Consider the following 24551-nt stretch of genomic DNA (forward strand, 5'->3'; position numbering starts at 1 on the left):
TTACAAGAGGGTCGGCGCCGCGAAGACCTGTCGAAAGTCGTGTGCGTTCGTTGCCGATCGCCAGATGTCCGGGGTCCGCGGAATTCCTAGTCTCCGGGTATGCCCTCGGAAGGAGCCAGCAGGCGATGATCACTTTGGACCGACTCACGAAGCGGTACGGCGACAAGACGGCCGTGTCCGACCTTTCCTTCGAGATCCACCCGGGCAAGGTGACCGGGTTCCTCGGCCCCAACGGCGCGGGCAAGTCGACCACCATGCGGATGATCGTCGGCCTGGACTCGCCGACGACGGGCCGGGCGCTCATCGGCGGCAAGCCGTACGGGGCGCTCGCCCACCCGCTGCGGGAGGTCGGCGCCCTGCTCGACGCCCGCGCCGGCCACCCCGGTCGCTCCGCCTACCACCACCTGCTCGGCATGGCCCGCAGCAACGGGATCCCGGCCTCGCGGGTGAACCAGGTGCTGGAGACCGTAGGCCTCTCCGAGGTCGCCAAGAAGCGGGCCGGCTCCTTCTCGCTCGGCATGGGCCAGCGCCTCGGCATCGCGGCGGCGCTCCTGGGCGACCCCAAGGTGCTGCTGTTCGACGAGCCGGTCAACGGCCTCGACCCCGACGGGGTGCGCTGGGTCCGCGAGCTCATGCGCTCGCTGGCCGCCGAGGGCCGTACGGTCTTCGTCTCCAGCCACCTGATGAGCGAGATGCAGGAGACCGCCGACCACCTCGTGGTCATCGGCCGGGGCAAGGTCATCGCCGACGCCCCCATCGAGGAGGTCATCGCGGGCAGTTCGCTGAACGCGGTGAAGGTGCGCACCACGCGGCCCGACGTGCTGCGCCAGGAGCTGGTCCGCTTCGGGATGAGCGTCGAACCGCAGGACGGCGCGGAGTACGGCGAGTTGATCGTCGTCGGCGGCAGCCTGGAGCAGATCGGCGACGTGGCCTTCGCGAGCCAGGTCCCGGTGCACGAACTCTCCCTGCGCAAGGCCAGCCTGGAGCAGGCCTACATGGAACTCACCGCCGCGAGCGTCGAGTACACCACCCCCGCCGTATCCCTCGCCGCCGACGCCCAGAAGGTGTGATCGACATGACGACAGCAACCGCACCGCAGCTCGTCGGACCCGTCAAGGGCGGAGGTCTGCGCGGGGCCCTGGCCTTCGAGTGGACCAAGCTGTCCAGCGTCCGGGCGACCTGGTGGAACCTCGCCGTCGGCCTGGTCCTGACGGTGGGCTTCGCCGCGATGGTCGGGATGTCGGCCTCGGCCAGCGCCGCCAAGGGGGTCGACGTCGCCTCACCGGCCCCGCACGCCGCCGCCCAGGCGTTCCTGATCTCCCAACTCACCGTCGTGGTGCTGGCGACGCTCGCGCTGACCAGCGAGTACGCCAGCGGTTCCATCCGCACCACGCTGCAGAGCGTGCCGGCCCGCGGCCGGATGCTGCTGTCCAAGACCGGCGTGGTCGTGGCGGTCGTGGCGGTCGCCGGGTTCGTGTTCAGCGTGCTGGCCTCGCTGACCACCGCCGCCCTCATGGGCGAGGACGGCGCCTACACCGGCGGCGACCTGTTCGCGACGGCCCTCGGGGCGTCGGTCTACCTCGGTGCGCTCTCGGTGATGTCCATCGGCATCGGTACCGTCCTGCGCAGCGCGGCGGGCACGATCACCACGCTCATCATGGTCCTGCTGGCCCTGCCGCAGCTGATGACCGTCGTCGGCGCCAAGTGGCTCGAAACGGCCAGCGAGTACATGCCGAGCGTCGCCGGCACCGTCCTGATGACGCAGGACACCTCGCCGTACGGGAGCGGCACCGCGGTGCTGGTCCTGCTGCTCTGGTCCCTCGTCGCGGCCGTCGCCGGCCACGCGGTGCTCCGCCGGCGCGACGCCTGAGGTGCCGGGAGCGGGACCACGGCCCTGCGGGGGCCGCACGCCGAGGGGCGTGCGGCCCCTTTCCCGTGTGTCCGGGAGGGAGCGGCGGGTGGGCGGTCCGCGCCCGGACCGGAGGGCGCGCGGTCCGCGCCGGCCGTCGATAGCCGGGCGATACGCGCCCCATATCCCCTTCCACGACAGTGGTCGACGGTCAGGACCGACGGCTGAGAGGACGCCCCCATGCGCACCGTGGCGATCGTGGGCACCGGCCTCATCGGAGCCTCGGTCGGCCTCGCCCTGCGCAAGCAGGGCGTGACCACGTACCTGATCGACGAGGATCCGGCGGCGGCGCGCGCCGCGGAGGCGCTGGGCGCGGGGCTGGCGCAGCCCGTCCGGGAGCCCGCCGACCTCGCGGTCATCGCGGTCCCGCCCACCCGGGTCGCGACCGCCCTGGCGCAGCACCAACGCCGGGGCACGGCCCGCTTCTACACGGACGTCTCCGGGGTCAAGGTGCGGCTGCACCGGGAGATCGAGGACCTCGGCTGTGACCTGCCGGCCGTGGTGGGCGGGCACCCCATGGTCGGCGGCGGGTGGGCGGGCCCCTGGGCGGCCCGCGCCGACCTCTTCGAGGGGCGCCGCTGGGTGCTCACCCCGAACGAGCTGACCGATAACCTCGCGCTCAACCACGCGCTGGAGCTGGTGGCGCTGTGCGGGGCGGTGTCCGTCGTGCTCGACCCCGAGACCCACGACCGGGTGTTGGCGCTGGTCTCGCACGCCCCGCACCTCATCGCCAGCCTCGCCGCGGCCCGGCTGCTCGACGTGGACGAGGCGGCCATCCGGCTGGCCGGCCAGGACCTGCGGGACATCACCCGCGGCACGGGCGGCGATCCGGAGACCTGGACGGACATCCTTACGGCCAACGCGGGCCCGGTCGCCGACCAGTTGGACCTCTGGGCCGCCGAAGTGCGGTTGCTCGCGCAGGAGCTGCGGGCGGTGGACGGGTCCGCCGAGGGCCTGCGGCCCGTACGGATTCCCGAGCTCCTCCGCTTCGGAGCGGCCGGCCGCGCCCGCATACCCGAGGACCTCGGGGCCCGCGAGGTGGGGAATGCCCCGGAAGGGCCCCTGGTACGGACGGCCCGGACAATGTGAACGCGTTCCGTTTTGTCCCCTGGTGACCGCCCCGACCCTGTCGAACGTACCGGGGGAGTCGCGCGGAACCAGTGGCGAAAGGACCTGCGGGCGGCAGGAATGAATTCTGGCCGGTTTCCCCTCGCCCGGAATGATGAAATAGGAGAACTGCGCTTCCGTTTCCTTTTCCGACTCCTAGCCTGTTCGGTGTTCGGATATCTCAAGGAGATGAACGCCGATGCCGTCGAACAGGTCAGGACATTCACCGCGCTCCTACGCCCTGGCCGCGCTGGTCGCGGCCGTACTGGCCCTCGCGCCGGCCGCCGACACCTCCCGGTCGGGCGCCCCGGCCGCCGAGGCCGGTCGGGCCCGGACCACCGGCCCGCGCCTGCCGGCCCCGACCGGCGGCCTCCCCGTGGGGCAGCGGACCCTGGCCCTGCGCGACGCGTCCCGCGAGGACCCCTGGGAGCCGGGCCGGGCCCGGGAGCTGATGCTCTCCGTCTGGTACCCGGCGCTGCCCTCCGATACCCCGCGCGCGCTCTACGTCACGCCGCGGGAGTCCGGGATGATCCTGCGGCAGCACCGCGTCGAGGGGGTCCCCGAGGACCTGTTGAGCCGGACCGGGGTGCACGCCCGTACGGGGCCGCCGGCGCTGCCCGCCACCGGCGACGGGCTCCCCCTGGTCCTGCTGTCCCCGGGGTTCTCGTTGCCGCGCACGTCCCTGACGGCGCTCGCGGAGGACCTGGCGAGCCGGGGCTGGGCGGTGGCCGCGGTGGACCACGCGTACGAGTCGGCGGCGATCACCTACCCCGACGGCCGGGTGACGGGTTGCTCGGCGTGCCGGCCCGGCGTGCAGGGCCGGACGGTCGCGGCGACCCGGGCGGCGGACCTCTCGTACGTCCGCCGGCGCCTCACCGAAGGAGGTCCGGCGGTGGGGGCCGAGGGCCTCCCGCGGCTGGATCCCGCCCGGGTCGCGGTCGTCGGGCACTCCATCGGCGGCGCCGCCGCCTTCGAGGCGATGCGCCGGGACCCGGCTTTCGTCGCCGGGGTGAACATGGACGGCACCTTCGCACCGTCGGACACGGGCCCGCTGGCGCGGCCGTTCCTGCTGCTGGGCGCGGACCGGCACGGCCGGCCGGGAGCCGATCCCAGTTGGGAGGCCACCTGGCGGCGGCTCACCGGACCGCGCGCGTGGTTCTCGGCCGCCGGGGCGGCGCACACCTCGTTCACCGACTACGCGGCGCTGACCCCGGCGAACGACCCCGCCCCCGCCCTGCCCGCGGCCCGGGCCACCCGCCTCACCCGGGAGCTCGTCGCGGCCTTCCTGGAGGGGCACGTGCGCGCCGGCGCCCCGTACGACGGCGTCCCGCCCGCCGGCCGCCCGCACCCCCGCGCCGACGCCCTGCTGGACGCCGCCCAGGCGCTCCATCCCCAGCTGCGCCGGCACCGTCCGTGAGGGCGAAGCCGGACGGATAACCGACGGAAACGCCGGCTGCCTAGGGTCGTGACGCTGGCCATCCGGCCACACCCGCCATCCGACGTTCCCGGAAGGAATCCGACGTGACCAATCCGTTCGAAGACGCCGACGGCCGCTACCTGGTGCTGGTCAACGACGAGGGACAGCACTCTCTGTGGCCGTCGTTCGTCGACGTGCCGGCCGGATGGACGGCCGCCTTCGGTGAGTCCGACCGGCAGTCCTGCCTGGACTACGTGGAGAAGAACTGGACCGACATGCGCCCCAAGAGCCTGGTCGACGCGATGAGCGCCGAGGGCTGAGCGGGCGGGCCCCCGCGGCCGCCGACATCCGGGTGCGGCCCCTCCGCCGGGGAGGGGCCGCACCCGTACGGCGCCGGGGCCGCCCCCGCCCGTCCACCGGGCGGGGTCAGAACACCAGGTCCGCCGCGCGCGGGGAGGCGGCCCGGGAGTGCACCGCGTGCAGCCGGATCAACTCCTGCCAGCGGTAGGACATCTCGCCCCAGGGGCTGCGCCCCACCGGGTCCAGGAGCTGCGCGTCCACCAGGATCTCGATCAGGTCCTCCGCGTCCGCCGCCCCCGTGGACAGCACCGACGCGGCCTGCGGCACGGTGAACTCGCCGCCGTCCAGCTCGCTCAGCCGCTGGTAGGCACAGGCCGCCTCGGGCTGGAGCTCCGCCACGCTGTCGTCGAGCCGGGCCCGCAGCGAGTCCTCCCCGATGCTCAGCTCGTCCAGGCAGTCGGCGGACTTCTCCAGGCGTCGTACGAGGTCGCTGACGTGCCAGTGCTGCTTGGTCAGCAGTTTGGCCGCGGCCGCCCGCAGCGCGAGCGGCATGTGCCCGCAGAGCTCGCCCAGCCGTCGCACGGCCTCCGGTGACTCCTCGGCCCGGCGGTCGCGCAGCACTCCGGCGAGCAGCTGCCCCGACTCCCCGGCCGACAGCGGTCCGATCCGCAGCACCAGCGCGCTGTGCGCCTGCAACAGCTCGTCCAGGCCGGCGCGCCCCGTGATCAGCACGCAGCTCCCGCCGCCGCCGGGCAGCAGGGGCCGTACCCGGGCGTAGGAGACGGCGTGGTCGAGGACCAGGAGGACCCGCTTGCCCTCCAGCCGGGCCCGGTACATCCGGGCCGCCTCCTCGACGTCCGACGGCAGCGGGCCCGTCGCGCCCAGCCGCCGCAGGAAGCCGTGGAGCACGGCCTCGGTGCCGTCGCGCAGGTCCGCGAAGAGCAGGCCGTCGGGGAAGCGGGCGGCCGACCTGTGGGCCCAGTGGACGGCCAGGCTGGACTTGCCGATGCCGGGGCTGCCGGTGAGGTAGGCGATCGGCGCGTCACCGCGGGCCGCGGCGCTCAGCAGGACGTCGTCCATGACGGAGCGCTCGCGCGCGTGTCCGGTGAAGAGGGGATCGTCCTCGGGCATCCGGGACGCCGGCAGCCGCTCCGGCTTCGCGGGGGCGGCCGGGAAGCCGGGGACGGCGGGATGGGGCAGCTCGTCGCGCAGGATGGAGTCGTGGAGCATCTGCAGTTCCACGCTCAGTTCGAGGCCGATCTCCTCGATGGAATGACGGGTTCCCTCGCGGAAGGTGTTCAGGGCCTCGGCCCGCCGGCCCGCGCGGTATTGGGCGAGCATGAGGTAGAAGCGCAACCGGTCGCGCAACGGATTCGTACTCACCAGTACGCGGAGTTCGCCCAGTAAGGCGTGGTGCTCGCCCAACTGGAGCCGCAGCGCCATGTGCTGCTCCACCGCGAGCAGGCGCTGCTCGTCCAGCCGCGTCGCCTCGCTCTCCACGAATTGCGCGTACACCCCGCCGAGGGCCGGTCCGCGCCAGAGCGACAGGGCCTCGCGCAGTGCTCCCTCCGCCTCGGCGTGCCGTGACGCGGCGGCCCAACCGGCGGACCGGTGGACGAGTTGCTCGAAGCAGAGCGAGTCGAGGGTGTGCCCGCTCAGGCTCAGCATGTATCCGGGCGGGGCGGTGACGATGGTCTCCCGCTCGCAGCCCGCGGCCCGGAAGGCCTTGCGCAGGGCGGCGATGCAGATGGCGACCTGGGTGCGGGCGGTGCTGGGCGGGCGTCCGTCCCAGACCTTCTCGATCAGCGAGTCGAAGGACACGACCCGGTTGGGCGAGAGCAGGAGCACCGAGAGCACGGCCCGCTGGCGCGGTCCGCCGAGCGGCAGGCTCCGTCCGTCCAGCCGTACTTCGAGGGGACCGAGGGTCCGGAACTCCAGTACGGCATCGGGCACCGGCCCGGAGGCGTTTCGGGCCGGCCGTCTACTGCGCTCGAAATCTGCTATTTCCTGCTCTGCTGCCATGGTGTCGTGACCCCCGTCATTGATGACACGCGTGTGAATCTCGTTCGTGGAAAATGGCCGAGGTGGAATATGCCGGATGATCAATGTTCCGCTTCGGCGACCGGGGAGGTCTTGGGGTGCCGCCCCTACCTTCGGTAAGGATACGGAACTGTCGTGCCGTCACCGCTCGACTATCGATAGGGGCGGAGTTGTTTTCGGATCGCGCGGTGGAATTATCCCGTGTTGTCGGCGCTTTATTCCGGTTGTCGAGATGAAAAGGGCGAAAGGGACGCCCGGCGGGTGCCGAACGTCCCTTTCGCGTGGGCGGAACGGGGGATTGCCGCCCGGTGGGCTCAACCGTCGATAAGACGGCGACGACTACGAGCCCACACGAATTCGAGCACCAGGCCGGCGGCGGCCGCGGCGGCCACCGCCGCTCCCGGTGCGGAGGTGCCGACCAGCTCCAGCTGGAAGAACTCCTGGAGGTACGGGACCACCAGTACGACGGCGAACGACGTCGCCATGGTCAGCACCAGCAGGACGCGCCACCAGGTGTACGGGCGGGCCACGATGGCCAGCGCCCACAGCGCCGTCAGGAACAGCGTCAGCGTCGCCGCCGAGGTCTCCGCGGGCAGGTCGTCCGCGTACACCGACCGGGCGTACAGGTACGACACGGACGTGGCGACGGCCGCCAACGCGCCCGCCGGCACGGCGAACCACAGGACCCGGCCCACGAAGTGCGGCCGCGCCCGCTCGGTGTTGGGGGCCAGCGCCAGGAAGAAGGCCGGGATGCCGATGGTCAGCGACCCGATGAGGGTGATGTGCCGCGGCAGGAACGGGTACGGCACCTGGGCGATGACGACGATCAGCGCCATCAGCACCGAGTACATGGTCTTGGTGAGGAACAGGTTGGTGACGCGCTCGATGTTGCCGATGACCCGACGGCCCTCCGCGACCACCGAGGGCAGCGACGCGAAACTGTTGTCGAGCAGCACGATCTGGGCCACGGCCCGCGTCGCGGGGCTGCCGGCGCCCATGGCCACGCCGATGTCGGCGTCCTTGAGGGCGAGCACGTCGTTGACCCCGTCGCCGGTCATCGCCACGGTGTGACCGCGCGACTGCAGCGCGAGCACCATGTCCCGCTTCTGCTGCGGGCCGACCCGGCCGAACACCGAGTGCCTCTCCACGGCGTCGGCGAGCGCCTCGGGGTCGTCGGGCAGGTCACGGGCGTCCACCGGGTCGTCGGCACCCGGCAGGTTCAGGCTCCGGGCGACGGCCCCGACGGACAGCGCGTTGTCGCCCGAGATCACCTTGACCGCGACGCCCTGCTCGGCGAAGTACCGCAGGGTGGCGGGCGCTTCCTCGCGGACGCGCTGCCTGATCACGACGAGCGCGCAGGGGACGGCGCTGTCGGGAACCGCCGACGGATCGTCCTGCAACTCGCCGAGCGGCCGCGAGGACCGGGCCAGCAGCAGTACGCGCAGGCCCTGCGAGCCATGGGAGTCGGCTCCCGCCAGCACCGGGTGCCCGGCCGGCAGCATCGTCTCGGGGGCGCCCAGCAGCCAGGAGTCCTCCTCGCCCGTGGGTCGGGCGAAGGTCGCGCCGCTCCAGCGGCGGGCCGAGGAGAACGGGGCGTTCGCGCGGCGCCGCCACCCCTCGGGCGCCGGATGCGCGTCGATGATGGCCCGCATGCTGGCGTTCGGGCGCTCGTCGGCCGCGCCGAGCGCGCCCAGCACCTCCTCGACGGGCAGGTCGGGCTCCAGGCGGATCACCCGGTCGACGTCCATGGCCGTCTCGGTGAGCGTGCCGGTCTTGTCCAGGCAGACCACGTCCACCCGGGCGAGTCCCTCGATGGCGGGCAGTTCCTGGACCAGCGCCTTGCGCTTGCCCAGGCGGACCACACCCACCGCGAAGGCCAGCGAGGTCAGCAGGACCAGGCCCTCCGGCACCATCGGCACCAGGCCGCCGACCATGCGCCGGATCGCCTCGGGCACGTCGTCGTCGTTCACCATCAGCTGGGTGATGATCAGCGCGATGCCCGCCGGGACGATCGCGTAGGTGACGAACTTCAGGATCCGGTCGATGCCGTTGCGCAGCTCGGAGTTGACCAGGGTGAACCGCCGCGCCTCGTCGGCGAGTTGGGAGGCGTACGCCTCGCGCCCGACCCGGGTGGCGGTGAACGCGCCGGCGCCGGCGACGACGAAGCTGCCCGACATCACCGTGTCGCCGGGTCGCTTGAGGACCGGATCGGCCTCGCCCGTCAGGAGCGACTCGTCGATCTCCAGGCCGTCGGCCGCGAGGACCGTGCCGTCGACGACGACCTTGTCACCCGTTCCCAGCTCGATCGTGTCGTCGATGACGACCTCGGAGGAGCCGATCGTGACCCACCTGCCGTCCCGCCGGACGCGCGGCCGGCTCTCACCGACGATGGCGAGCTGGTCCAGGGTCCGCTTGGCGCGCACCTCCTGGATGATGCCGATCATCGTGTTGGCGAGGATGACCCCGCCGAACAGGCCGTCCTGGACCGGGCCGACGACCATGACGATGCCGAACAGCACCCCGATGATCGCGTTGATGCGGGTGAACAGGTTGGCCCGCACGATCTCGCCGACACTGCGACTCGACTGGGCGGGAACGTCGTTGACCCGGCCGGCGGCGACGCGCTCGGCGACCTCGGCCGTCGTCAGCCCGACGATCTCCCCGGCGCGCGGCGCTCCCTGCGCGGGGACGGCGGCGCCGCCGAAACCGGTGGCGTCGGTACCGGCCCCTTCGAGCCCTTCCAACCGTCTCTTCATCCTCCGGTGCCCTCCGTGCTCGTCACTCCGCGGTGCCGTTCGCCGTGCACCCCGACGGTAGGAGGTCCTCCCCGGTGGTCACCAGGTACTAAGGACGTCCTCGTGAATTGACTTTCGACAGGGTCGGACGCCGCTCGTGGCGGGTCCGGCGGGGCCGTGACGGCCGACGTGCCGGTGCCGTACACCAGCAAGGGCCGATTGTGGGCCTGCCCGGCCTGTGCGCGGCCGGAGTCCGGCTGGAGCGGAACCCGATGCGGGGCCGGACGCGGGCCGGACGCGGGCCGGACGCGGGCCGGAGGCCGGGCGCGGCATCCGGGGTGCGGAAAACCGATGGATACCCAAGGGAAAGAGCCCGCTCCTAGCGTCTGCGGCACATCCGGCCCGGACCTCCCGGGCCACCCCGACGCGGAGGAGCCCCACCCCATGCGGACCACGACGAGCGGATGCCTCGTGCGCGGCGACGACCTCCGCGGCCAGGTCGACGAACTGCACCGACTGCACCCCCGGTTGTACGCGGTGACCGACCCGGTGCGGCTCGCCGCCCAAGAGGCGGAGCCGCGCACCGGCCCCGTACGGCACGACGACTTCGGCGCCGAAGCGGACACGAGCCGGGGCACCGAGTACGTCCAGGCCCAGACGCTCAACCCGTGGGCCCGCGCCACCGGAATCCGCAACCTGCTGGGGTTGGCGGGCACCGCGCGGCCCGCACCCGGCGCGGAGCGTCCGGTGCTCGTCGACCTCCTCGGCGGCGACGGACTCGTCCGCAAGGTGTGCGAGGAGCTGGGCATCGGCGACTTCGACATCCTGACCTGCGACGCCTCCGAGCACATGGTGGAGTCGGCGTGGGCCGCCGGCATGCCGGCCCTGCTCCAGCGCGCCGAGCGGCCGTTGCTGCGGGACGCGTCGGTCGACGCGGTGCTCCTTGCGTACGGCTCGCACCACGTGGACCCCTCGGCACGCCAGGAGCTGACCTCCGAGGCCTTCCGCGTGCTGCGGCCCGGCGGGACGTTCATCCTGCACGACTTCCTCGTCGGCTCGCCCGTCGACGTCTGGTTCGAGCGGGTCACCGACCCCTACTCGGCGACCGGGCACAAGTTCGCGCACTTCACCCGGGAGGAGATCGCGGGCTACCTGGCGCGGGCGGGCTTCGACTCGTACGAGGTGGTGGAGATCGACGATCCGTACACCGCGGTCGGCGACACCCCGGAGGCCGCGGAGATCGAGATCGGCCGCTACCTGCTCAACATGTACGGGCTGGTCAAGGTCTTCGAGGGGCGCACCGAGGAGGAGGCCTACCGGTGGGTGACGGAGACCGCGAAGGCGATCTTCCGGTACCCGGCGCGATCCGACGGGCTGTCCGGCGACAGCGAACTGGTCCGGGAGGAGGCCACCGGCCTGTGGCGCCTGACCATTCCGCGCCGCGCGGTCGTCGGCGTCGGCCGCACCGCCCCCGACGCCGGCTGATCCGGTCGCCGGGTCCGCCCGGATCCTCGGCCCCCACGCCCGCCCGGGCGCCCGGCGCCTCCGGTCGCACCCGTCCGGGGGCCGGGGCTAGCGTGGAGGGACCGGGGGGCCTGGCGTAGTGCGGGCAGGAGGCCGGCCATGAGGACACGACGGTGGCGCGCGGCGGCGGCGGGCGCGTCGGTGGCGGCCCTGATGGTGGTGCCCCTGGGAGTCGGGGCGGGCGTGGGGTACGCCTCGGACGGGCCGGCCCCGCCGGCCGTCGCCGCCGCACCGGCCGCCGACACGTTCCCGCAGCTCACGCCCGCCGTGGCGGCGCAGCTCGACGAGGCGGTGAAGAAGGTGCTCGCGCAGGCCGCGGTGCCCGGGGTGATGGTGGCGCTGTCGGCGCCGGGCAAGGGGGAGTACGTACGCTCCTTCGGGGTCGCCGACAAGGCGACGAAGGCGCCCATGACCACCGACCTGAACATGCGGATCGGCAGCGAGACGAAGACGTTCACGGTGACGGCCCTGCTGCAACTGGTCGACCAGGGCCGGGTCGGACTCGACGACCCCATCGGCACGTACGTCGCCGGGGTGCCCAACGGCGACCGGATCACCCTGCGCGAGCTGGCCGGGATGCGCAGCGGACTGTTCAACTACTCCGAGGATGAGGGCTTCTTCAAGGCCCTGACCACCGATCCCCGACGGCAGTTCACCCCGCAGGAGCTGCTGGGCTACTCGTTCCGGCATCCGGTGGTGTTCCAGCCCGGGGCGCGGTTCCAGTACTGCAACACCAACCTGATCCTGCTCGGGTTGGTGATCGAGAAGGTGACCGGGCGCCCGCTCGCGGAGTACGTCAACCAGGGCGTCGTCGCCGAGGCCGGGCTCAAGCGGACGCTGTTCCCGGTCGGCGCGGAGTTCCCGACCCCGCACGCCCAGGGCTACACCGACCAGACGGCCACGGGCAGGACGGCCAACGCCACCGACTGGAACCCCTCCTGGGGCTGGGCGGCCGGCGCGATGATCTCCGACCTCGCCGACATGCGGAGCTGGGCGAAGACCCTGGCCACGGGAACCCTGTTGACCCCCGCCACCCAGGCCGAGCGGCTGAAGGTGACCCCGGCGGGCGACCTCCCCGACACGGGCTACGGCCTGGGCGTCTTCAACGTCGACGGCTGGATCGGGCACAACGGCTCCCTGCCCGGCTACGAGTCGCTGACCGTGTACCTGCCCGAGGCGCAGGCCACGCTGGTGGTGCTGCTGAACACGGACATCCCGTACCGGGGCGGCGAACCCAGTGCGCTGTTCGGCGAGGCGATCACGCGGATCGTGACCCCCGAGCACCTCTTCCGGTTGCCCGCCCAGCCCGTCACCGCGCACTGACGGCCGGTCCCCGGGCCGGGTGCGCGGTCCCGGGGTCCGCCCGCGCACAATGGGGCCTCCGAACACGGCGGCGACCAGGGAGTTTTCATGCGGGACCAGGCAGCGGCGGAACACCGGGACACGGCGGGCGCCGTCGGCGCGCAGGACGCGGCGGTCGTGCTGCGCGTCGCCGGGGAAGCGGACCTCGACATCGCGGCGGAACTCTTCAGCGGCTACCTCGACTTCTACGAGGTGCCGCCCGCCGACCCCGCCGGCCCGCGCGCGTTCCTCGCGGAGCGGATCGCGAAGGACGAGTCGCTCGTCCTGCTCGCCGAGGTCCCCGGCGCCGGCACGGTCGGCTTCGCGCAGGTCTACCGCGCCTTCTCCTCGCTCACCCTGAGCACCGCCTGGATCCTGAACGACCTGTACGTGGCCCCCGCCGGCCGGCGCACCGGCGCGGGCCGGGCGCTGCTGCGCGAGGTGGTGCGCCGGGCGGCCGAGGCCGGGGTGGCCGGGGTGCAGCTGGAGACGGCGTACGACAACCTGGTCGCGCAGGGGCTGTACGAGTCGGAGGGGTTCGTCCGGGAGGAGTTCCACGTCTACTTCCACGATCTGGGCTGAGCGGTGAAACACTGCGCGCCTACTTCGCGTCGGCGTAGCACTCCACGACCGCCGTGGTGAACGGGAAGCGGACCGGGGTGTCGCCGAAGGTGATCCGGCCCGCCCGGTCACCGGCGGCGCGGATCGCCTCCGCGACCGCCCCGGCCTCCTCGGCGGGGCAGTGCACGATCACCTCGTCGTGCTGGAAGAACACCAGCTCGGCCCGCATCCCGACGGTCGCCTGGCGCAGCGCCGCGAGCAGCAGCAGCGCCCAGTCGGCGGCGCTGCCCTGCACCACGAAGTTACGGGTGAACCGGCCGCGGGCCCGGGTGTTGGTGGAGGCGTAGCTCGGGGTCCAGCCGTCCTCGCGGTCCTGCGGGACCCCGGCCTCGCCGTCGTCGTCGGCCGGTGCGACGGGCGGCGGGCAGGTGCGGCCCAACCAGGTCCGGACGAGCCGGCCCTCCTCGCCGGCGCGGGCCGCGTCGTCGACGTAGGCCACGGCGCGGGGGAAACGGCGGCGCAGTGCCGCCAGGTTCTTCAGGCCGTCGCCGGAGGTCTGGCCGTACACGGCGCCGAGCACGGCCAGCTTGGCCATGTCCCGGTCGCCGGAGAAGCCCTGGCGGGAGATGGCCGTGTAGAGGTCCTCGGGTCGGCCGGCCACCTCCATGAAGGCCGGGTCGCGGGAGATCGCGGCGAGGACGCGCGGCTCCATCTGGTCGGCGTCGGCGACCACGAGCCGCCAGCCGGGATCGGCGACGACGGCCCGCCGGATCACCTTCGGGATCTGCAGCGCCCCGCCGCCGTTGGTCACCCAGCGGCCGGTGAGGGTGCCGCCGGGCACGAACTCGGGGCGGAACCGGCCGTCGTGGACCCAGTCGGCGAGCCAGGACCAGCCGTGCGCGGTGTAGATCCGGTACAGCTTCTTGTAGGCGATGAGCGGCTCCACGGCCGGATGGTCCAGCTCCTGGATCTCCCAGCGGCGGGTGGACTTCAGCTTGATCCCGGCCTCGGCGAACGCCTTGATCACGTCGGCCGGGAGGTCCGGGCGCACCCGGCGCCCGAACGCGGCGGACACCTCGTCGGCGAGCTCGGCCAGTCTGCGGGGCTCGCCGCGCCCGGCGTACCGCTCGCCGAGCAGCTCGGTCAGCAGGGCCCGGTGCACGTCGGCCCGCCAGGGCAGGCCCGCGCCGTGCATCTCGGCGGCGACGAGGAAGGCGGCGGACTCGGCGGCGACGAGCAGCCGCATCCGGTCGGGGTGGGCGGTGGCGGCGAGCCGCCGCTCCTGCTCGGCGTGGACGGCGAGGAGGCCGTCGAGGGAGACCGGGACGGTGGGCCGCGGCTCGAAGAGGGAGTCCTGCGTGCCCGGCTCCGCGGCGCGCTGGGGCGGATCGGGCGGCACGGGGCCGCCGGTGAGCCGGGCCAGGGCGGCGGCCGCCGAACGGGGCTCGCCGATGCGGCCCTCGTGCCCGAGGAGCAGCAGCTCGGCGTCCTCGACGTCGTAGCACCGTTCGACGCGGGCGCCGGCGGCGAGCAGGCGGGGGTAGACGTCGGCCGTGGAACGCCACACCCAGCGGGTGCCGGCGGGCGCGGCCCGGACCGCCTCGGCGGGGTCGCGCACGGCGATCCGCGCCCCGGTCGCGGGGGGCACGGGCGCGGCGTGCCACCAGCCGTCGCCGTGCTCGGACTCGGCGAGGGCCCACCGGCCGGCTTGGTCGCTCACGGGTGCGAGTGTCCCACCCGGGTCCGACAACACCCGCCCCGCCACGACACCCACCCCTTGCCCCGCCCCCACCCCGCCCGGCTGCCGCCGGGGCCGGGCCCGTACCCGCCTCCGGCCCGGCCGGTACCCGACGCGGCCTGCCCCCGCCTCCGGCCCGGCCCGTACCCGACGCGGCCTGCCCCCGGCCCGGCCCGCCTCCGGCCCGGCCCTTCCCGCCCCCGGCCCGGCCCACCCCCGGCCCGGCCCTTCCCGCCCCCGGCCCTTCCCGTCCCGGCCCGCCCGGCGTCCGACCCGGGAGGGCCCCCGCCGCCCCCGGGGCCCGCGCGGGGCGGCGGGGGGGGACATGCCAAGCTGAGGGGGTGAGTGAGTTCGCCGAGACCGTCGACCGTGCCTTTGCCGCCGCCCTCCACGCCCAGGACGACGCGGGCCTGGACACGGGGGCCTCGCTGCTCGCCGCCGCCCCCGGCGGTTGGGGCGGGACCGGGCGGGAGCTGCTGGCGCGCGGGGAGGCGTACGTACGGCAGGCCTGGGAGCGGGGCTGGCAGCCGGCGGACGTGCTGCGGCTGGTGCGGCGCGACCTGGAGGACCTCCACCTGCGCGTCACCGCCGACGTGATCGCCGCCGAGGCACGCCGCTACGCGCGGCTCCCGGAGCGCTGGACCGACGCCGAGGTCTGGTGGACCGGGACCGGCGCCGGCCCGGCGGACGCCGCCGACCGCGCGGGCGACGACGCGTGGGCCGAGCAGCTCGCGCGGCGCGCGAAGGCGGACCGGTTCACGCTGGCCACGGCCGTCCTGGAGGTTTTCCGGCTGCTGATCCGGCTGCCCTCGATCGAACCGGTGGGCCCGCTGCCGGGCGACCCGGTCGACGCCCTCGCGGCGCACGCGCACATCGAGCCGCGCATGCTGGCCCGCATCCGGGCCCTGCTCGCCAAGGCCGAGGCGACCACCTTCCCCGAGGAGGCGGAGGCGCTCAGCGCCAAGGCCCAGGAGCTGATGGCCCGCCACACGGTGGACGAGGCGCTGCTGGCCGTGCGCGGCGGGGCCCCGGCGCAGGTCCCGGGGGCCTGCCGGATCGGGGTCGAGCCGCCGTACGAGGAGGCCAAGGCGGTGCTCCTCGACGCGGTGGCCGGCGCCAACCGCTGCCGGGCGGTGTGGAACAGCGGCTTCGAGTTCTCCACGGTGGTCGGCTTCGAGAGCGACCTGGAGGCCGTGGAACTCCTCCACACCTCCCTGCTGGTGCAGGGCACGGCGGCGATGACCCGCGCGGAGGCCGCGCAGCGCGCCGGCGGACGCAAGCGGACCAAGACCTTCCGACAGTCGTTCCTGCTCGCCTACGCCAGCCGACTCGGCCGCCGGCTCGCCGAGACCGCCGAGCACGCGGCCACCGAGCACGCCGGCACCGAGGCCCCCGACCACCTGCCCGCGCTGGTGGCCCGCGACGTCGCCGTCACCTCACGGGCCGACGAGATGTTCCCCCGCACCACGACCACCCGGCTGCGCGGCGCCACCGACCACGCGGGCTGGGAGGACGGCACGGCCGCCGCCGACGCCGCCCACGTGGGCGGCCGCCGGCGCCGGCTGCCCGGACGCTGACGTCCCCTCACGCCCCGCCACCCGCGCCGGGGCGGTCCTCCGCGCGCAGCTCGCGCGTCTCCGCCTTCAGGATGCGCGCCGAGCGGCCCAGCGACCGGGCCATGTCGGGCAGCTTCTTCGAACCGAACACCAGCAGGCACACCACCAGGACGACGATCAGGTGCCAGGGCTCGACGGCGTTGCGGAGCATGGGTGTGCCACCTCTCGGATGATCCGGACGATCTCTTCGAACATCGGGCCCCATGGAACCGCCCCGCACGACCCCTGACAAATCTGAAGAAGTCCTGAAAACGGGTGGAACGTCGATCCGGACCGCATCGAGGTTACTGTCGGTGCCATGAGCTGGCTCCGGGCCCTGAAGGACACCGCGCGCTCGGGCATGACGGTCACCCGGACCCCACTGGAGCCCCTCGTCGCGCTGCGGGCCGCCGTCGGGCTCGCGCTCGTCATCGCCGCCGGCCTCGCCCTCCTGGGCCCGGGCGCCGCCGTCAGTTCCGCCTTCGGCGCCTTCATGGCCGCCATCGCCACCTTCCAGCAGAGCTGGCGTCCGCGCCCCGTGCTCGCCCTCGCCTCCGGGCTGACCCTGGCCGTCTCCACGTTCGTCGGCTACCTGGTCGGCGCCGCGCAGACCGGCCTGTTCCTGCTGCTGCTCGCCCTGTGGGCCTTCGTCGCGGGCCTGCTGTGGGCCGCCGGCCCCACCGCCGGGATCATCGCCTTCGGCAACGTCGCGATCATGCTGGTCACCGTCACCCTGCCGACCTCCGTCCCGCAGGCCGCCGGGCACGCGGCGATGATCGCCGCGGGCGGGGTGGTGCAGGCGCTGCTGATCGTGCTGTTCCCGATCCGCCGCTGGGGCGCCCACCGCGACGCGCTGGCCGACGCGCTCGCGGCGGAGGCCGACTATGCCCGTCGGCTGCGCCACGACCCCGTGGCCCCCTTCGACCCGGAGCCCCTGATGAAGGCGCGGGCCGCCGCCACCGTCACCGTCCGCCAGGCCCGCCGCCGCCCCGCCGAGCTGCACGGGGCGCGGGGGCTCGCCGAGCGGATCCGTCCCGTGCTGGCCTCGCTCGCCGACCCGGCCGTCGGGGCGCCCGCCGAGGGCCCGGCCCGGGACCGGGTACGGGAGCTGCTCGCCGCCGCGGCCGCCGTACTGGACGCCGCCGCGCGCGCCATCCGCCAGGGGGAGCCCGTCCGGCCGCCCGCACCCGAGCCGGCCGTACTGAAGGCCCCCGACCTGCCGGAACTGCTCGACGGGGCGCCGCTGCGGGCCGCCCGCCGGCTCGCCGCGCTGCTGGACGACGTGCTGGAGACGGCCGAACCGGGCTCCGGGCGCACCGCCGACCCCGGCGAGGCGATGCTGCGGCCCACCCTGCCGCGGATGGTGCCGCACGTGCTGCGGGCCGTACGGGCCGAGCTGCGCCCGGGCTCGCCCGTGCTGCGGCACGCCGTGCGGGTGACGGTCGTGGCCTGCGCCGGGTACCTCATCGGCGGCGCGCTGCCGTTCGGGCACGGCTACTGGGCGCCGATGGCCTCGGTGATGGTCATGCGACCCGACTTCTCCCAGACCTGGTCCCGGGCCGTGGCCCGGTTCGGCGGCACCCTGGTCGGCGTCGGGGTCGCCACCGCGATCGTGCAGCTCGCGCAGCCGGGGATGTACCTGTCGGGGTTCCTCGCGGTGCTCAGCGCGGGCCTGATGTACGTCCTGATGCGCACCGGGTACGCCGTCGCGCAGACCTTCGTCTCCGCGTACGTGGTGTTCCTGCTCGGGATGGGCGGCGTCCGCTGGGACCAGACCGTACCGGACCGCATCGCCCTGACCCTGGTGGGCGGGGTCCTCGCCATGGTCGGCTACGCCCTCTACCCGGCCTGGGAGACGCCGAGGCTGCGCACCCGGCTCGCCGACTGGGTCGCGGCCGTCGGACGGTACGCGGCCGCCGTGCTCGGGCAGTACGCCGACCCGGCCGGGGCCCGCCGCGCCGACGTCCGGGAGGCCCTGCTGGAGACCCGGGACGCCCGCATCGCCTGGCAGGAGGCGCTCGCCCGGGCCGAGGGGGAGCCGGTGCGCCACCGGGGGCTGTCCCGGGCGGCCGCCGACGGGGCGGGCGACGCGGTGGCCGCCTTCGGCCGCAGCGCCATGCTGCTGGAGGCCCACCTCCCGGACCGGGCCCACGCCCCCGTTCCCGGCGCGGCCGAACTGGCCGAGGCCCTGCGCGCGGCGACGGAGGCGGGCGCGCGGGCGGTCCGGGAGCGACGGGTCCCCGACTGGGAGGCGGTCCGGCGACTGCCGGCCGAGTCGAATGCCCCGGAATCGGATGCTCTGCGGGCAGCGGCGGAGCGATTGGTGGATTCCTTGGACGACATCACGGACGCTCTTCGCCCCTGACAGTGATCAATTCGCCACCGCGCGTGCACGTGCATCTGCCCATGCATGCGCTTATGAACACAGCTATGATCCGGTGGAGTTGACATCTGCACTATCGGGGGCTTCCTGTGGACCACGCGTACAACGGGATGGCAGCTGCAGAACTCGCTTCCATGTTTGAGCTGACCTGGCAGAAGAGCCGACACAGCAACTCGCAGGGATCCTGCGTGGAGTTCGCCAGACTGCCCGGCGGCGACGTCGCCATGCGCAATTCGCGCTTCCCGGACGGGCCGGCGCTCGTGTACACGCCGGCCGAGATAGAGGCCCTGCTCCTGGGCGTCAAGGACGGCGAGTTCGATCACTTGATCGGCTGACGGAACAGCGCATCGTTTCACGCCATGCACGTGCACTGGCCGGGACTGATCCAAACGATCAACCCCGGCCAGTGGCCCCGCTTCGTGTCCTGATCACGCGCCCCGCGCACGGGACCCGCCGATCCCCCCCGCGCGTCAGTCCCGGAGCAGGAACAGCGCCCAGACGACCTTGCCGGTCAGCCGGCCCGCGAGCGGGTGCCAGCCCCAGCTGTCGCTGTACGCGTCCACCAGGAACAGCCCCCGACCCGACTCCAGGTCGCAGTTCTCGTCGGTCCGCTCCGGCACGAACGACCCGCCGGGCCGGTCCTCGCTGGGATCCCGTACCGCGCACACCAGGCGGGTGCTCCACCGCATCAGGTGCAGCCGTACCGCGGGCTCCGGCTCGCCGCAGGGGCGGGCGTCGTCGGGCAGGGCGTGGCGCAGCGCGTTGGTGACGAGTTCGGAGACGACCAGGGAGACGTCGTCGAAGCGGTCGTCGAGGTCCCATTGGGACAGCGTGGACCGGGTGAACGTACGCGCGCCGCGCACCGCGTCGAAGCGCGCGGGCAGACCGCACGAGGCGGATCCGGAGACAGCCGTGGGGTCGACCGGGGGCAGCCCCTGCCGTAACGGCTCGAGCATGGTCGATCCATTCGTCCCCATGCGAGGCACTCCCGGGATTCGCGGACGAAGCGGCGGCTCTGTCCATGGAGAACTGCGGGGTGGGTCCCGCGCCGGCGCGAAGAGCACGCAGGTGCGCGGCACCATCGTTCCGAATGCCGAAGCCGGATGCAAGGGCAGATGCACGTGCACGCGCCCGACCCGTCCCTTCCCGTGATGGTTCTTGCGCATTTCTTCCTACGCATACTTACGGACTTCTTTTCCGGGACGCCGAATTCCGTTACAGAACGAGTACGGGCGGATGCGTTTTGGTGGCAGACTGCGGCACCGGGGTGCGGGGGCCCCGCCGAGCACGCGCACACCACGCGCACACCATCGTGACGGGGAGGGCAGGACAAGTGACCGCAGAAGCCAGCGGTTCTGTGGTGCGACGCATCCTCCTGGGCTCTCAGCTCAGGCGACTCCGAGAATCCCGCGGCATCACCCGTGAGGCGGCCGGCTACTCGATCCGCGCATCCGAATCGAAGATCAGCCGCTTGGAGTTGGGAAGGGTGAGCTTCAAGGCCAGGGACGTCGAAGACCTCCTCACGCTGTACGGGGTGACGGACGACGCCGAGCGCGAGTCCCTGCTGGGGCTGGTCCGGGAGGCCAACGCCACCGGCTGGTGGCACAGCTACGGCGACGTGCTCCCCGGGTGGTTCCAGACGTACGTCGGGCTGGAGGGCGCCGCGTCGCTCATCCGGATCTACGAAGTCCAGTTCGTCCACGGGCTGCTGCAGACCGAGGCGTACGCCCACGCCGTCGTCAGCCGGGGCATGCCCGGTGCGAGCGCCGCCGAGATCGATCGCCGCGTGGCGCTGCGCCTGGAACGCCAGAAGGTCCTCGTCTCCGAGAACGCCCCGGTCTTCCACGCCGTGCTCGACGAGGCCGCGCTGCGCCGCCCGTACGGCGACCGCGACGTGATGCGCGGCCAATTGGAACACCTGATCGAGATCAGTCAGCGGCCGAACGTGCAGCTCCAGGTGATGCCGTTCTCCTTCGGCGGCCACGCGGGCGAGAGCGGGGCCTTCACCCTGCTGCGCTTCCCCGAGTCCGATCTCCAGGACATCGTCTATCTGGAACAGCTCACCAGCGCCCTCTACCTGGACAAAGAAGAGGAAGTGGCGCAGTACGCGCGGGCCATGCGCAGGCTCCAGGCCGATTGCCCGGATCCCGACAGCACCCGCGATCTCCTGCGAGGACTGCTCCAACTGTCTTGATCCGCACGTACTATGACGTCTGATCAGTGTATGACGACCGACCGGTCTCCGGTGCAGCGCAAGGGTGCGCGCTCGCAGTAAGGGATGGCATGTCCATATTCACCGACCTTGCTCACCAGTACATAGACGGCGAATGGCTGGCCGGCACCGGTTCGTGGGACATCATCGACGTCAACCCGTACAACGGGGAGAAACTCGCCGCCATCACGGTGGCCACGGTCGAGCAGGTCGACCTGGCCTACCGCGCGGCCGAGCGGGCGCAGAAGGAATGGGCGGCCACCAGCCCGTACGCGAGACGCGCGGTCCTGGAACGCGCCCTGCGGATCACGGAGGAGCGCCAGAAGGAGATCGTCGAGGTGATGATCGACGAGCTCGGCGGGACCCGTCCCAAGGCCGAGTACGAGGTCCACCTCGCGATGGAGTTCCTGCGCGAGGCGGTGCAGCTGGCCATCCGCCCCGAGGGGCGCATCCTCCCCTCGCTGGTGCAGGGCAAGGAGAACCGGGTCCAGCGCCTGCCCGTCGGTGTCGTCGCCGTGATCAGCCCGTTCAACTTCCCGCTGCTGGTGACCCTCAAGTCGGTCGCCCCGGCGCTGGCGCTGGGCAACGCGGTGGTCATCAAGCCGAACCAGAACGCCCCGGTGTCCGGCGGCGGGATCATCGCCAAGATATTCGAGGACGCCGGTCTGCCGGCCGGACTGCTGAACGTCCTGGTCACCGACATCGCCGAGATAGGCGACGCCATCCTCACCCACCCGGTCCCCAAGGTGATCTCCTTCGCCGGGTCCGACCGCACCGGCCGGCACGTGGGAGCCGTCGCCGCCCGCCACTTCAAGCGGACCGTCCTCGAACTGAGCGGCAACAGCGCCCTGGTCGTCCTCGACGACGCGGACCTCGATTACGCCGTCGACGCGGCCGTCTTCAGCCGGTTCGTCTTCCAGGGTCAGGTCTGCATGGCCGCCAACCGGATCCTCGTCGACGCCCGTGTGGCCGAGGAGTTCACCGAGAAGTTCACCGCCCGGGTGCGCGCCCTGAAGACCGGCGATCCGCGCGAGGCCGACACCCACATCGGCCCGCTGATCAACTCCTTCCAGGCCGACGCGCTGACCGCGCTCGTGGACCGGGCCGTGGAATCCGGCGCGCGGGCCCTCGTACGGGGGTCTACGCGCGGCAACCTGGTCGAGCCGACCGTGCTGGCCGGGCTCCCGGAGGATTCCCCGCTGCTGACCCAGGAGATCTTCGGCCCCGTCGCGCTCCTCGTCGTCTTCGACGGCGAGGACGAGGCGGTGCGGCTGGCCAACGCCACCCCGTACGGGCTCAGCGGCGCCGTCCACACCCGCGACGTGGAGCGCGGGGTCCGGTTCGCCGACCGCATCGAGACCGGGATGATCCACGTCAACGACTCGACCATCGGCGACGAGCCCCTCGCCGCTTTCGGCGGGGAGAAGGCCTCGGGCCTGGGCCGGCTGGGCGGAGAGGCCACCGTGGAGGCCTTCACGACCCAGAAGTGGATATCGGTACAGCACGGTCGTACCCGGTTCCCGTTCTAGGTCGGCGGTCGCGGCCCCCTACACTCGGCCGGGCGTACGGCTCGCGTCCGGGGGAGATCAGGGTTGAGCAACATTCCGGAGACCGGCCGGACCCCTCGGGTCCAGAACCGGCTCGTCGTCATCCAGGTGGTCGTCTTCTCGCTGCTCCTCACGCTCGGCGGGCGGCTCTGGTACCTCCAGGTGCGCAATGGCCAGGAGTACACGGACGAGGCGAAGAACAACCACGTCCAGCAGGTGATCCAGCCCGCCGTGCGCGGCTCGATCCTGGACTCGCGCGGCGTTCCGCTCGCCGACAACGCGACGCACCTCGTGGTCTCGGCCAGCCGCACCGAGCTGCTGGCCATGAAGGACAAGGGCAGGTCCGTCCTCACCCGGCTCGCCGGGATCCTGGGCATGGACCCCCAGGAGGTCCTCGACAAGGTCCGGCTCTGCGACTCCGAGACGAAGCAGCCCTGCTGGAACGGGTCCCCGTACCAGCCGATCCCGGTCAGTGACGAGGCCACCACCGAGCAGGCCCTGCAGATCCGCGAGCACCCCGAGGACTTCCCGGGCATCACCGCCGAGGCAACGGCCCTGCGCCGCTACGCCGGACCCGACCAGGCCAACACCTCGCAGGTGCTGGGCTACCTGTCGCCGGTCACCGACGAGGAGATCGTCAAGGCGAAGAAGTCGGACTCCCCGTACCTGCGCTCCGACCAGGTGGGGCGCTCCGGCCTGGAGCGCACGTACGACAAGGAGCTGCGCGGCAAGGCCGGCGTCACCCGCTACGAGGTGGACAACCTGGGCCGGATCCTCGGCCAGGGGCGGACGGACCCGGCGCAGCCCGGCTCGAACATCGTGACCTCGATCGACTCGCGGGTGCAGGCGGTCGCCGAGCGCGAGCTGAACGCCGCGATGATCGAGGCGCGCAAGGGGTACGACCGCAACACCCGCCGCAACTACGAGGCCGACTCGGGTTCCGTCGTGGTGATGGAGACGAAGACCGGCCGGGTGGTCGCGATGGCCTCGAACCCGACGTACGACCCCAACGCCTGGGTGGGCGGCATCTCCGCCAAGGACTACGCGGGCCTCACCGCCAAGGAGTCCAACTACCCGCTGCTGAACCGGGCGATCCAGGCGCAGGCGGCGCCGGGCTCGATCTTCAAGGTGGTCACCTCGGCCGCCGCGGTCAACGCGGGCTACCCGTTCGACCGCCGCTACCCCTGCCCCAGCGCGTACACGGTCGGCAACCAGACCTTCACGAACTTCGAGTCGCAGGGCCACGGCGACATCACCATCGGGCGGGCCCTGGAGGTCTCCTGCGACACCGTCTACTACGCCATCGCCGACCAGGAGTGGAAGAAGGACGGCGGCATCAAGCCGAAGAAGGACCCGAACGACTGGTTCCTCAAGACCGCCCACGATTTCGGCTTGGGCAAGCGCACCGGCATCGACCTGCCCAACGAGGTGCCGGGCCGGATCCCCGACCGGAAGTGGAAGCAGGACTTCTTCACGGCGAACAAGGACGCCTGGTGCCGGGACGGCAAGAAGAACGGCACCTTCGCCGAGAAGATCGCCTACGAGAACTGCCGCCAGGGCAACCAGCTGCGCGAGGGCGACGCCATCAACTACTCGATCGGACAGGGCGACACGCTCGTCACCCCGGTCCAGATGGCCTCCGTCTACGCGGCGATCGCCAACGGCGGCACGATCCACCAGCCGAGCGTCGGCAAGGCGGTCATCAGCGCCGACGGCCGGTCGGTGCGGGAGATCGCGCCGAAGGAGCGGGGCAAGCTGCCGATGGACGCCAGGACCCGCGACGACATCGACGAGGCCCTCGCCGGGGTGGCCACCAACGGCAGCGCCGCCTGGCGCTTCGGCGGCTGGCCGCAGAAGCAGATCCCGATGCACGCCAAGACGGGTACCGCCGAGGTCCAGGGCAAGCAGACCACCTCGTGGTTCGCCTCGTACACGGCGGACTACGCGATCGTCATGACGATCTCCCAGGGCGGCACCGGCTCCGGCGCCTCGGGGCCGGCGGTCCGCAAGATCTACGAGGCCATGTACGGGCTCGACCCGACGGGCAAGCAGGACCTGGCCAAGGCCCTGCTCCCGCAGCCCGCGACCGCGCTGCCGGTGATCCGGCAGGACGAACAGGGCCAGTGACGGGCTGCCCGGGGA

Annotated in this window: 19 protein-coding genes; 14 read left to right on the plus strand and 5 right to left on the minus strand. The window is 72.9% G+C overall.

The genetic code is table 11. From position 1 onward, the window contains the following. The first annotated feature begins 125 nt into the window (after positions 1-125). The 5 genes from ACZ4XJ_RS30455 to ACZ4XJ_RS30475 all read left to right on the plus strand — a co-directional run bounded on the left by ACZ4XJ_RS30455 (position 126) and on the right by ACZ4XJ_RS30475 (position 4753). A complete protein-coding gene (locus tag ACZ4XJ_RS30455) occupies positions 126-1070 on the plus strand; it encodes an ABC transporter ATP-binding protein (RefSeq protein WP_362878846.1) in 945 nt (314 codons plus the stop codon). A 5-nt stretch (positions 1071-1075) separates the two neighbouring features. Next, on the plus strand, positions 1076-1870 hold the full coding sequence (locus ACZ4XJ_RS30460; protein ID WP_362878848.1) for an ABC transporter: 795 nt from the start codon (positions 1076-1078) through the stop codon (positions 1868-1870). A 219-nt stretch (positions 1871-2089) separates the two neighbouring features. Further along, positions 2090-2998: a prephenate dehydrogenase gene (locus ACZ4XJ_RS30465; protein WP_468498046.1), complete on the plus strand. Its 909-nt coding sequence runs from the start codon at positions 2090-2092 to the stop codon at positions 2996-2998. Between the two features lie 217 nt (positions 2999-3215). After that, the gene (locus ACZ4XJ_RS30470; protein WP_468498047.1) at positions 3216-4433 is read left to right on the plus strand and encodes an alpha/beta hydrolase family protein; all 1218 of its coding nucleotides are present in this window, start codon (positions 3216-3218) and stop codon (positions 4431-4433) included. Between the two features lie 104 nt (positions 4434-4537). Further along, positions 4538-4753, plus strand: a complete 216-nt coding sequence (locus ACZ4XJ_RS30475) for an MbtH family protein (RefSeq protein WP_281208670.1) — start codon at positions 4538-4540, stop codon at positions 4751-4753. A 106-nt stretch (positions 4754-4859) separates the two neighbouring features. Here ACZ4XJ_RS30475 and ACZ4XJ_RS30480 read toward each other — a convergent pair whose 3' ends face one another. Both ACZ4XJ_RS30480 and ACZ4XJ_RS30485 read right to left on the minus strand, forming a co-directional pair. Continuing rightward, positions 4860-6755, minus strand: coding sequence for an AfsR/SARP family transcriptional regulator (locus ACZ4XJ_RS30480; RefSeq protein ID WP_468498048.1), 1896 nt, complete (start codon positions 6753-6755; stop codon positions 4860-4862). A 332-nt stretch (positions 6756-7087) separates the two neighbouring features. Next, positions 7088-9529 (minus strand): HAD-IC family P-type ATPase, encoded by a 2442-nt coding sequence (locus ACZ4XJ_RS30485; RefSeq protein ID WP_468498049.1) that lies wholly within the window; start codon positions 9527-9529, stop codon positions 7088-7090. 423 nt (positions 9530-9952) lie between these two features. On the opposite strand from ACZ4XJ_RS30485, the gene ACZ4XJ_RS30490 reads away from it, so the two are divergent. From ACZ4XJ_RS30490 to ACZ4XJ_RS30500, 3 genes are all read left to right on the plus strand, one after another. Next, entirely contained in the window at positions 9953-10993 is a 1041-nt protein-coding gene (locus tag ACZ4XJ_RS30490) for a class I SAM-dependent methyltransferase (protein ID WP_468498050.1), read from the plus strand. 138 nt (positions 10994-11131) lie between these two features. After that, positions 11132-12355, plus strand: coding sequence for a serine hydrolase domain-containing protein (locus tag ACZ4XJ_RS30495; protein ID WP_468498051.1), 1224 nt, complete (start codon positions 11132-11134; stop codon positions 12353-12355). 87 nt (positions 12356-12442) lie between these two features. Further along, on the plus strand, positions 12443-12955 hold the full coding sequence (locus ACZ4XJ_RS30500) for a GNAT family N-acetyltransferase (protein ID WP_468498052.1): 513 nt from the start codon (positions 12443-12445) through the stop codon (positions 12953-12955). Positions 12956-12974: 19 nt separating this feature from the next. Here the strand turns inward: ACZ4XJ_RS30500 and ACZ4XJ_RS30505 are convergent, their stop codons facing one another. Further along, positions 12975-14654 carry a bifunctional 3'-5' exonuclease/DNA polymerase gene (locus ACZ4XJ_RS30505; protein ID WP_468498053.1) on the minus strand — a complete coding sequence of 560 codons (1680 nt, stop codon included), beginning with the start codon at positions 14652-14654 and terminating at the stop codon, positions 12975-12977. 359 nt (positions 14655-15013) lie between these two features. Between ACZ4XJ_RS30505 and ACZ4XJ_RS30510 the strand changes: the two genes are divergently transcribed. After that, a complete protein-coding gene (locus ACZ4XJ_RS30510) occupies positions 15014-16249 on the plus strand; it encodes a DUF2786 domain-containing protein (RefSeq protein ID WP_468498054.1) in 1236 nt (411 codons plus the stop codon). A gap of 7 nt (positions 16250-16256) precedes the next feature. Here ACZ4XJ_RS30510 and tatA read toward each other — a convergent pair whose 3' ends face one another. Further along, complete coding sequence (gene tatA, locus ACZ4XJ_RS30515; RefSeq protein ID WP_362878863.1) at positions 16257-16439, minus strand: Sec-independent protein translocase subunit TatA; 183 nt, start codon at positions 16437-16439, stop codon at positions 16257-16259. 147 nt (positions 16440-16586) lie between these two features. Between tatA and ACZ4XJ_RS30520 the strand changes: the two genes are divergently transcribed. Next, positions 16587-18632 (plus strand): FUSC family protein, encoded by a 2046-nt coding sequence (locus ACZ4XJ_RS30520; RefSeq protein ID WP_468498055.1) that lies wholly within the window; start codon positions 16587-16589, stop codon positions 18630-18632. 107 nt (positions 18633-18739) lie between these two features. Beyond that, on the plus strand, positions 18740-18985 hold the full coding sequence (locus tag ACZ4XJ_RS30525; protein ID WP_356871315.1) for a DUF397 domain-containing protein: 246 nt from the start codon (positions 18740-18742) through the stop codon (positions 18983-18985). Between the two features lie 135 nt (positions 18986-19120). Here the strand turns inward: ACZ4XJ_RS30525 and ACZ4XJ_RS30530 are convergent, their stop codons facing one another. After that, positions 19121-19627, minus strand: a complete 507-nt coding sequence (locus ACZ4XJ_RS30530; protein WP_362878866.1) for an ATP-binding protein — start codon at positions 19625-19627, stop codon at positions 19121-19123. Positions 19628-19983: 356 nt separating this feature from the next. Here ACZ4XJ_RS30530 and ACZ4XJ_RS30535 point away from each other — a divergent pair, with 356 nt between their 5' ends. The 3 genes from ACZ4XJ_RS30535 (at position 19984) to mrdA (ending at position 24536) form a co-directional block, all read left to right on the plus strand. Then, a complete protein-coding gene (locus tag ACZ4XJ_RS30535) occupies positions 19984-20844 on the plus strand; it encodes a helix-turn-helix domain-containing protein (RefSeq protein ID WP_362878868.1) in 861 nt (286 codons plus the stop codon). Between the two features lie 89 nt (positions 20845-20933). Further along, entirely contained in the window at positions 20934-22391 is a 1458-nt protein-coding gene (locus tag ACZ4XJ_RS30540; RefSeq protein WP_362878869.1) for an aldehyde dehydrogenase family protein, read from the plus strand. Between the two features lie 63 nt (positions 22392-22454). After that, a complete protein-coding gene (mrdA, locus tag ACZ4XJ_RS30545; RefSeq protein WP_362878871.1) occupies positions 22455-24536 on the plus strand; it encodes a penicillin-binding protein 2 in 2082 nt (693 codons plus the stop codon). Positions 24537-24551 lie beyond the last annotated feature (15 nt).

The sequence above is a fragment of the Streptomyces sp. NPDC029836 genome, from assembly GCF_055574495.1.

Excerpts from the sequence above, each read along its gene's own strand:
- ACZ4XJ_RS30520 (WP_468498055.1), top strand. The coding sequence starts at position 16,587 with ATGAGCTGGCTCCGGGCCCTGAAGGACACCGCGCGCTCGGGCATGACG.
- ACZ4XJ_RS30455 (WP_362878846.1), top strand. The coding sequence starts at position 126 with ATGATCACTTTGGACCGACTCACGAAGCGGTACGGCGACAAGACGGCC.
- ACZ4XJ_RS30500 (WP_468498052.1), top strand. The coding sequence starts at position 12,443 with ATGCGGGACCAGGCAGCGGCGGAACACCGGGACACGGCGGGCGCCGTC.
- ACZ4XJ_RS30470 (WP_468498047.1), top strand. The coding sequence starts at position 3,216 with ATGCCGTCGAACAGGTCAGGACATTCACCGCGCTCCTACGCCCTGGCC.
- ACZ4XJ_RS30490 (WP_468498050.1), top strand. The coding sequence starts at position 9,953 with ATGCGGACCACGACGAGCGGATGCCTCGTGCGCGGCGACGACCTCCGC.
- ACZ4XJ_RS30530 (WP_362878866.1), bottom strand. The coding sequence starts at position 19,627 with ATGGGGACGAATGGATCGACCATGCTCGAGCCGTTACGGCAGGGGCTG.
- ACZ4XJ_RS30460 (WP_362878848.1), top strand. The coding sequence starts at position 1,076 with ATGACGACAGCAACCGCACCGCAGCTCGTCGGACCCGTCAAGGGCGGA.
- tatA (WP_362878863.1), bottom strand. The coding sequence starts at position 16,439 with ATGCTCCGCAACGCCGTCGAGCCCTGGCACCTGATCGTCGTCCTGGTG.
- ACZ4XJ_RS30480 (WP_468498048.1), bottom strand. The coding sequence starts at position 6,755 with ATGGCAGCAGAGCAGGAAATAGCAGATTTCGAGCGCAGTAGACGGCCG.
- ACZ4XJ_RS30485 (WP_468498049.1), bottom strand. The coding sequence starts at position 9,529 with ATGAAGAGACGGTTGGAAGGGCTCGAAGGGGCCGGTACCGACGCCACC.
- ACZ4XJ_RS30465 (WP_468498046.1), top strand. The coding sequence starts at position 2,090 with ATGCGCACCGTGGCGATCGTGGGCACCGGCCTCATCGGAGCCTCGGTC.
- ACZ4XJ_RS30540 (WP_362878869.1), top strand. The coding sequence starts at position 20,934 with ATGTCCATATTCACCGACCTTGCTCACCAGTACATAGACGGCGAATGG.
- ACZ4XJ_RS30495 (WP_468498051.1), top strand. The coding sequence starts at position 11,132 with ATGAGGACACGACGGTGGCGCGCGGCGGCGGCGGGCGCGTCGGTGGCG.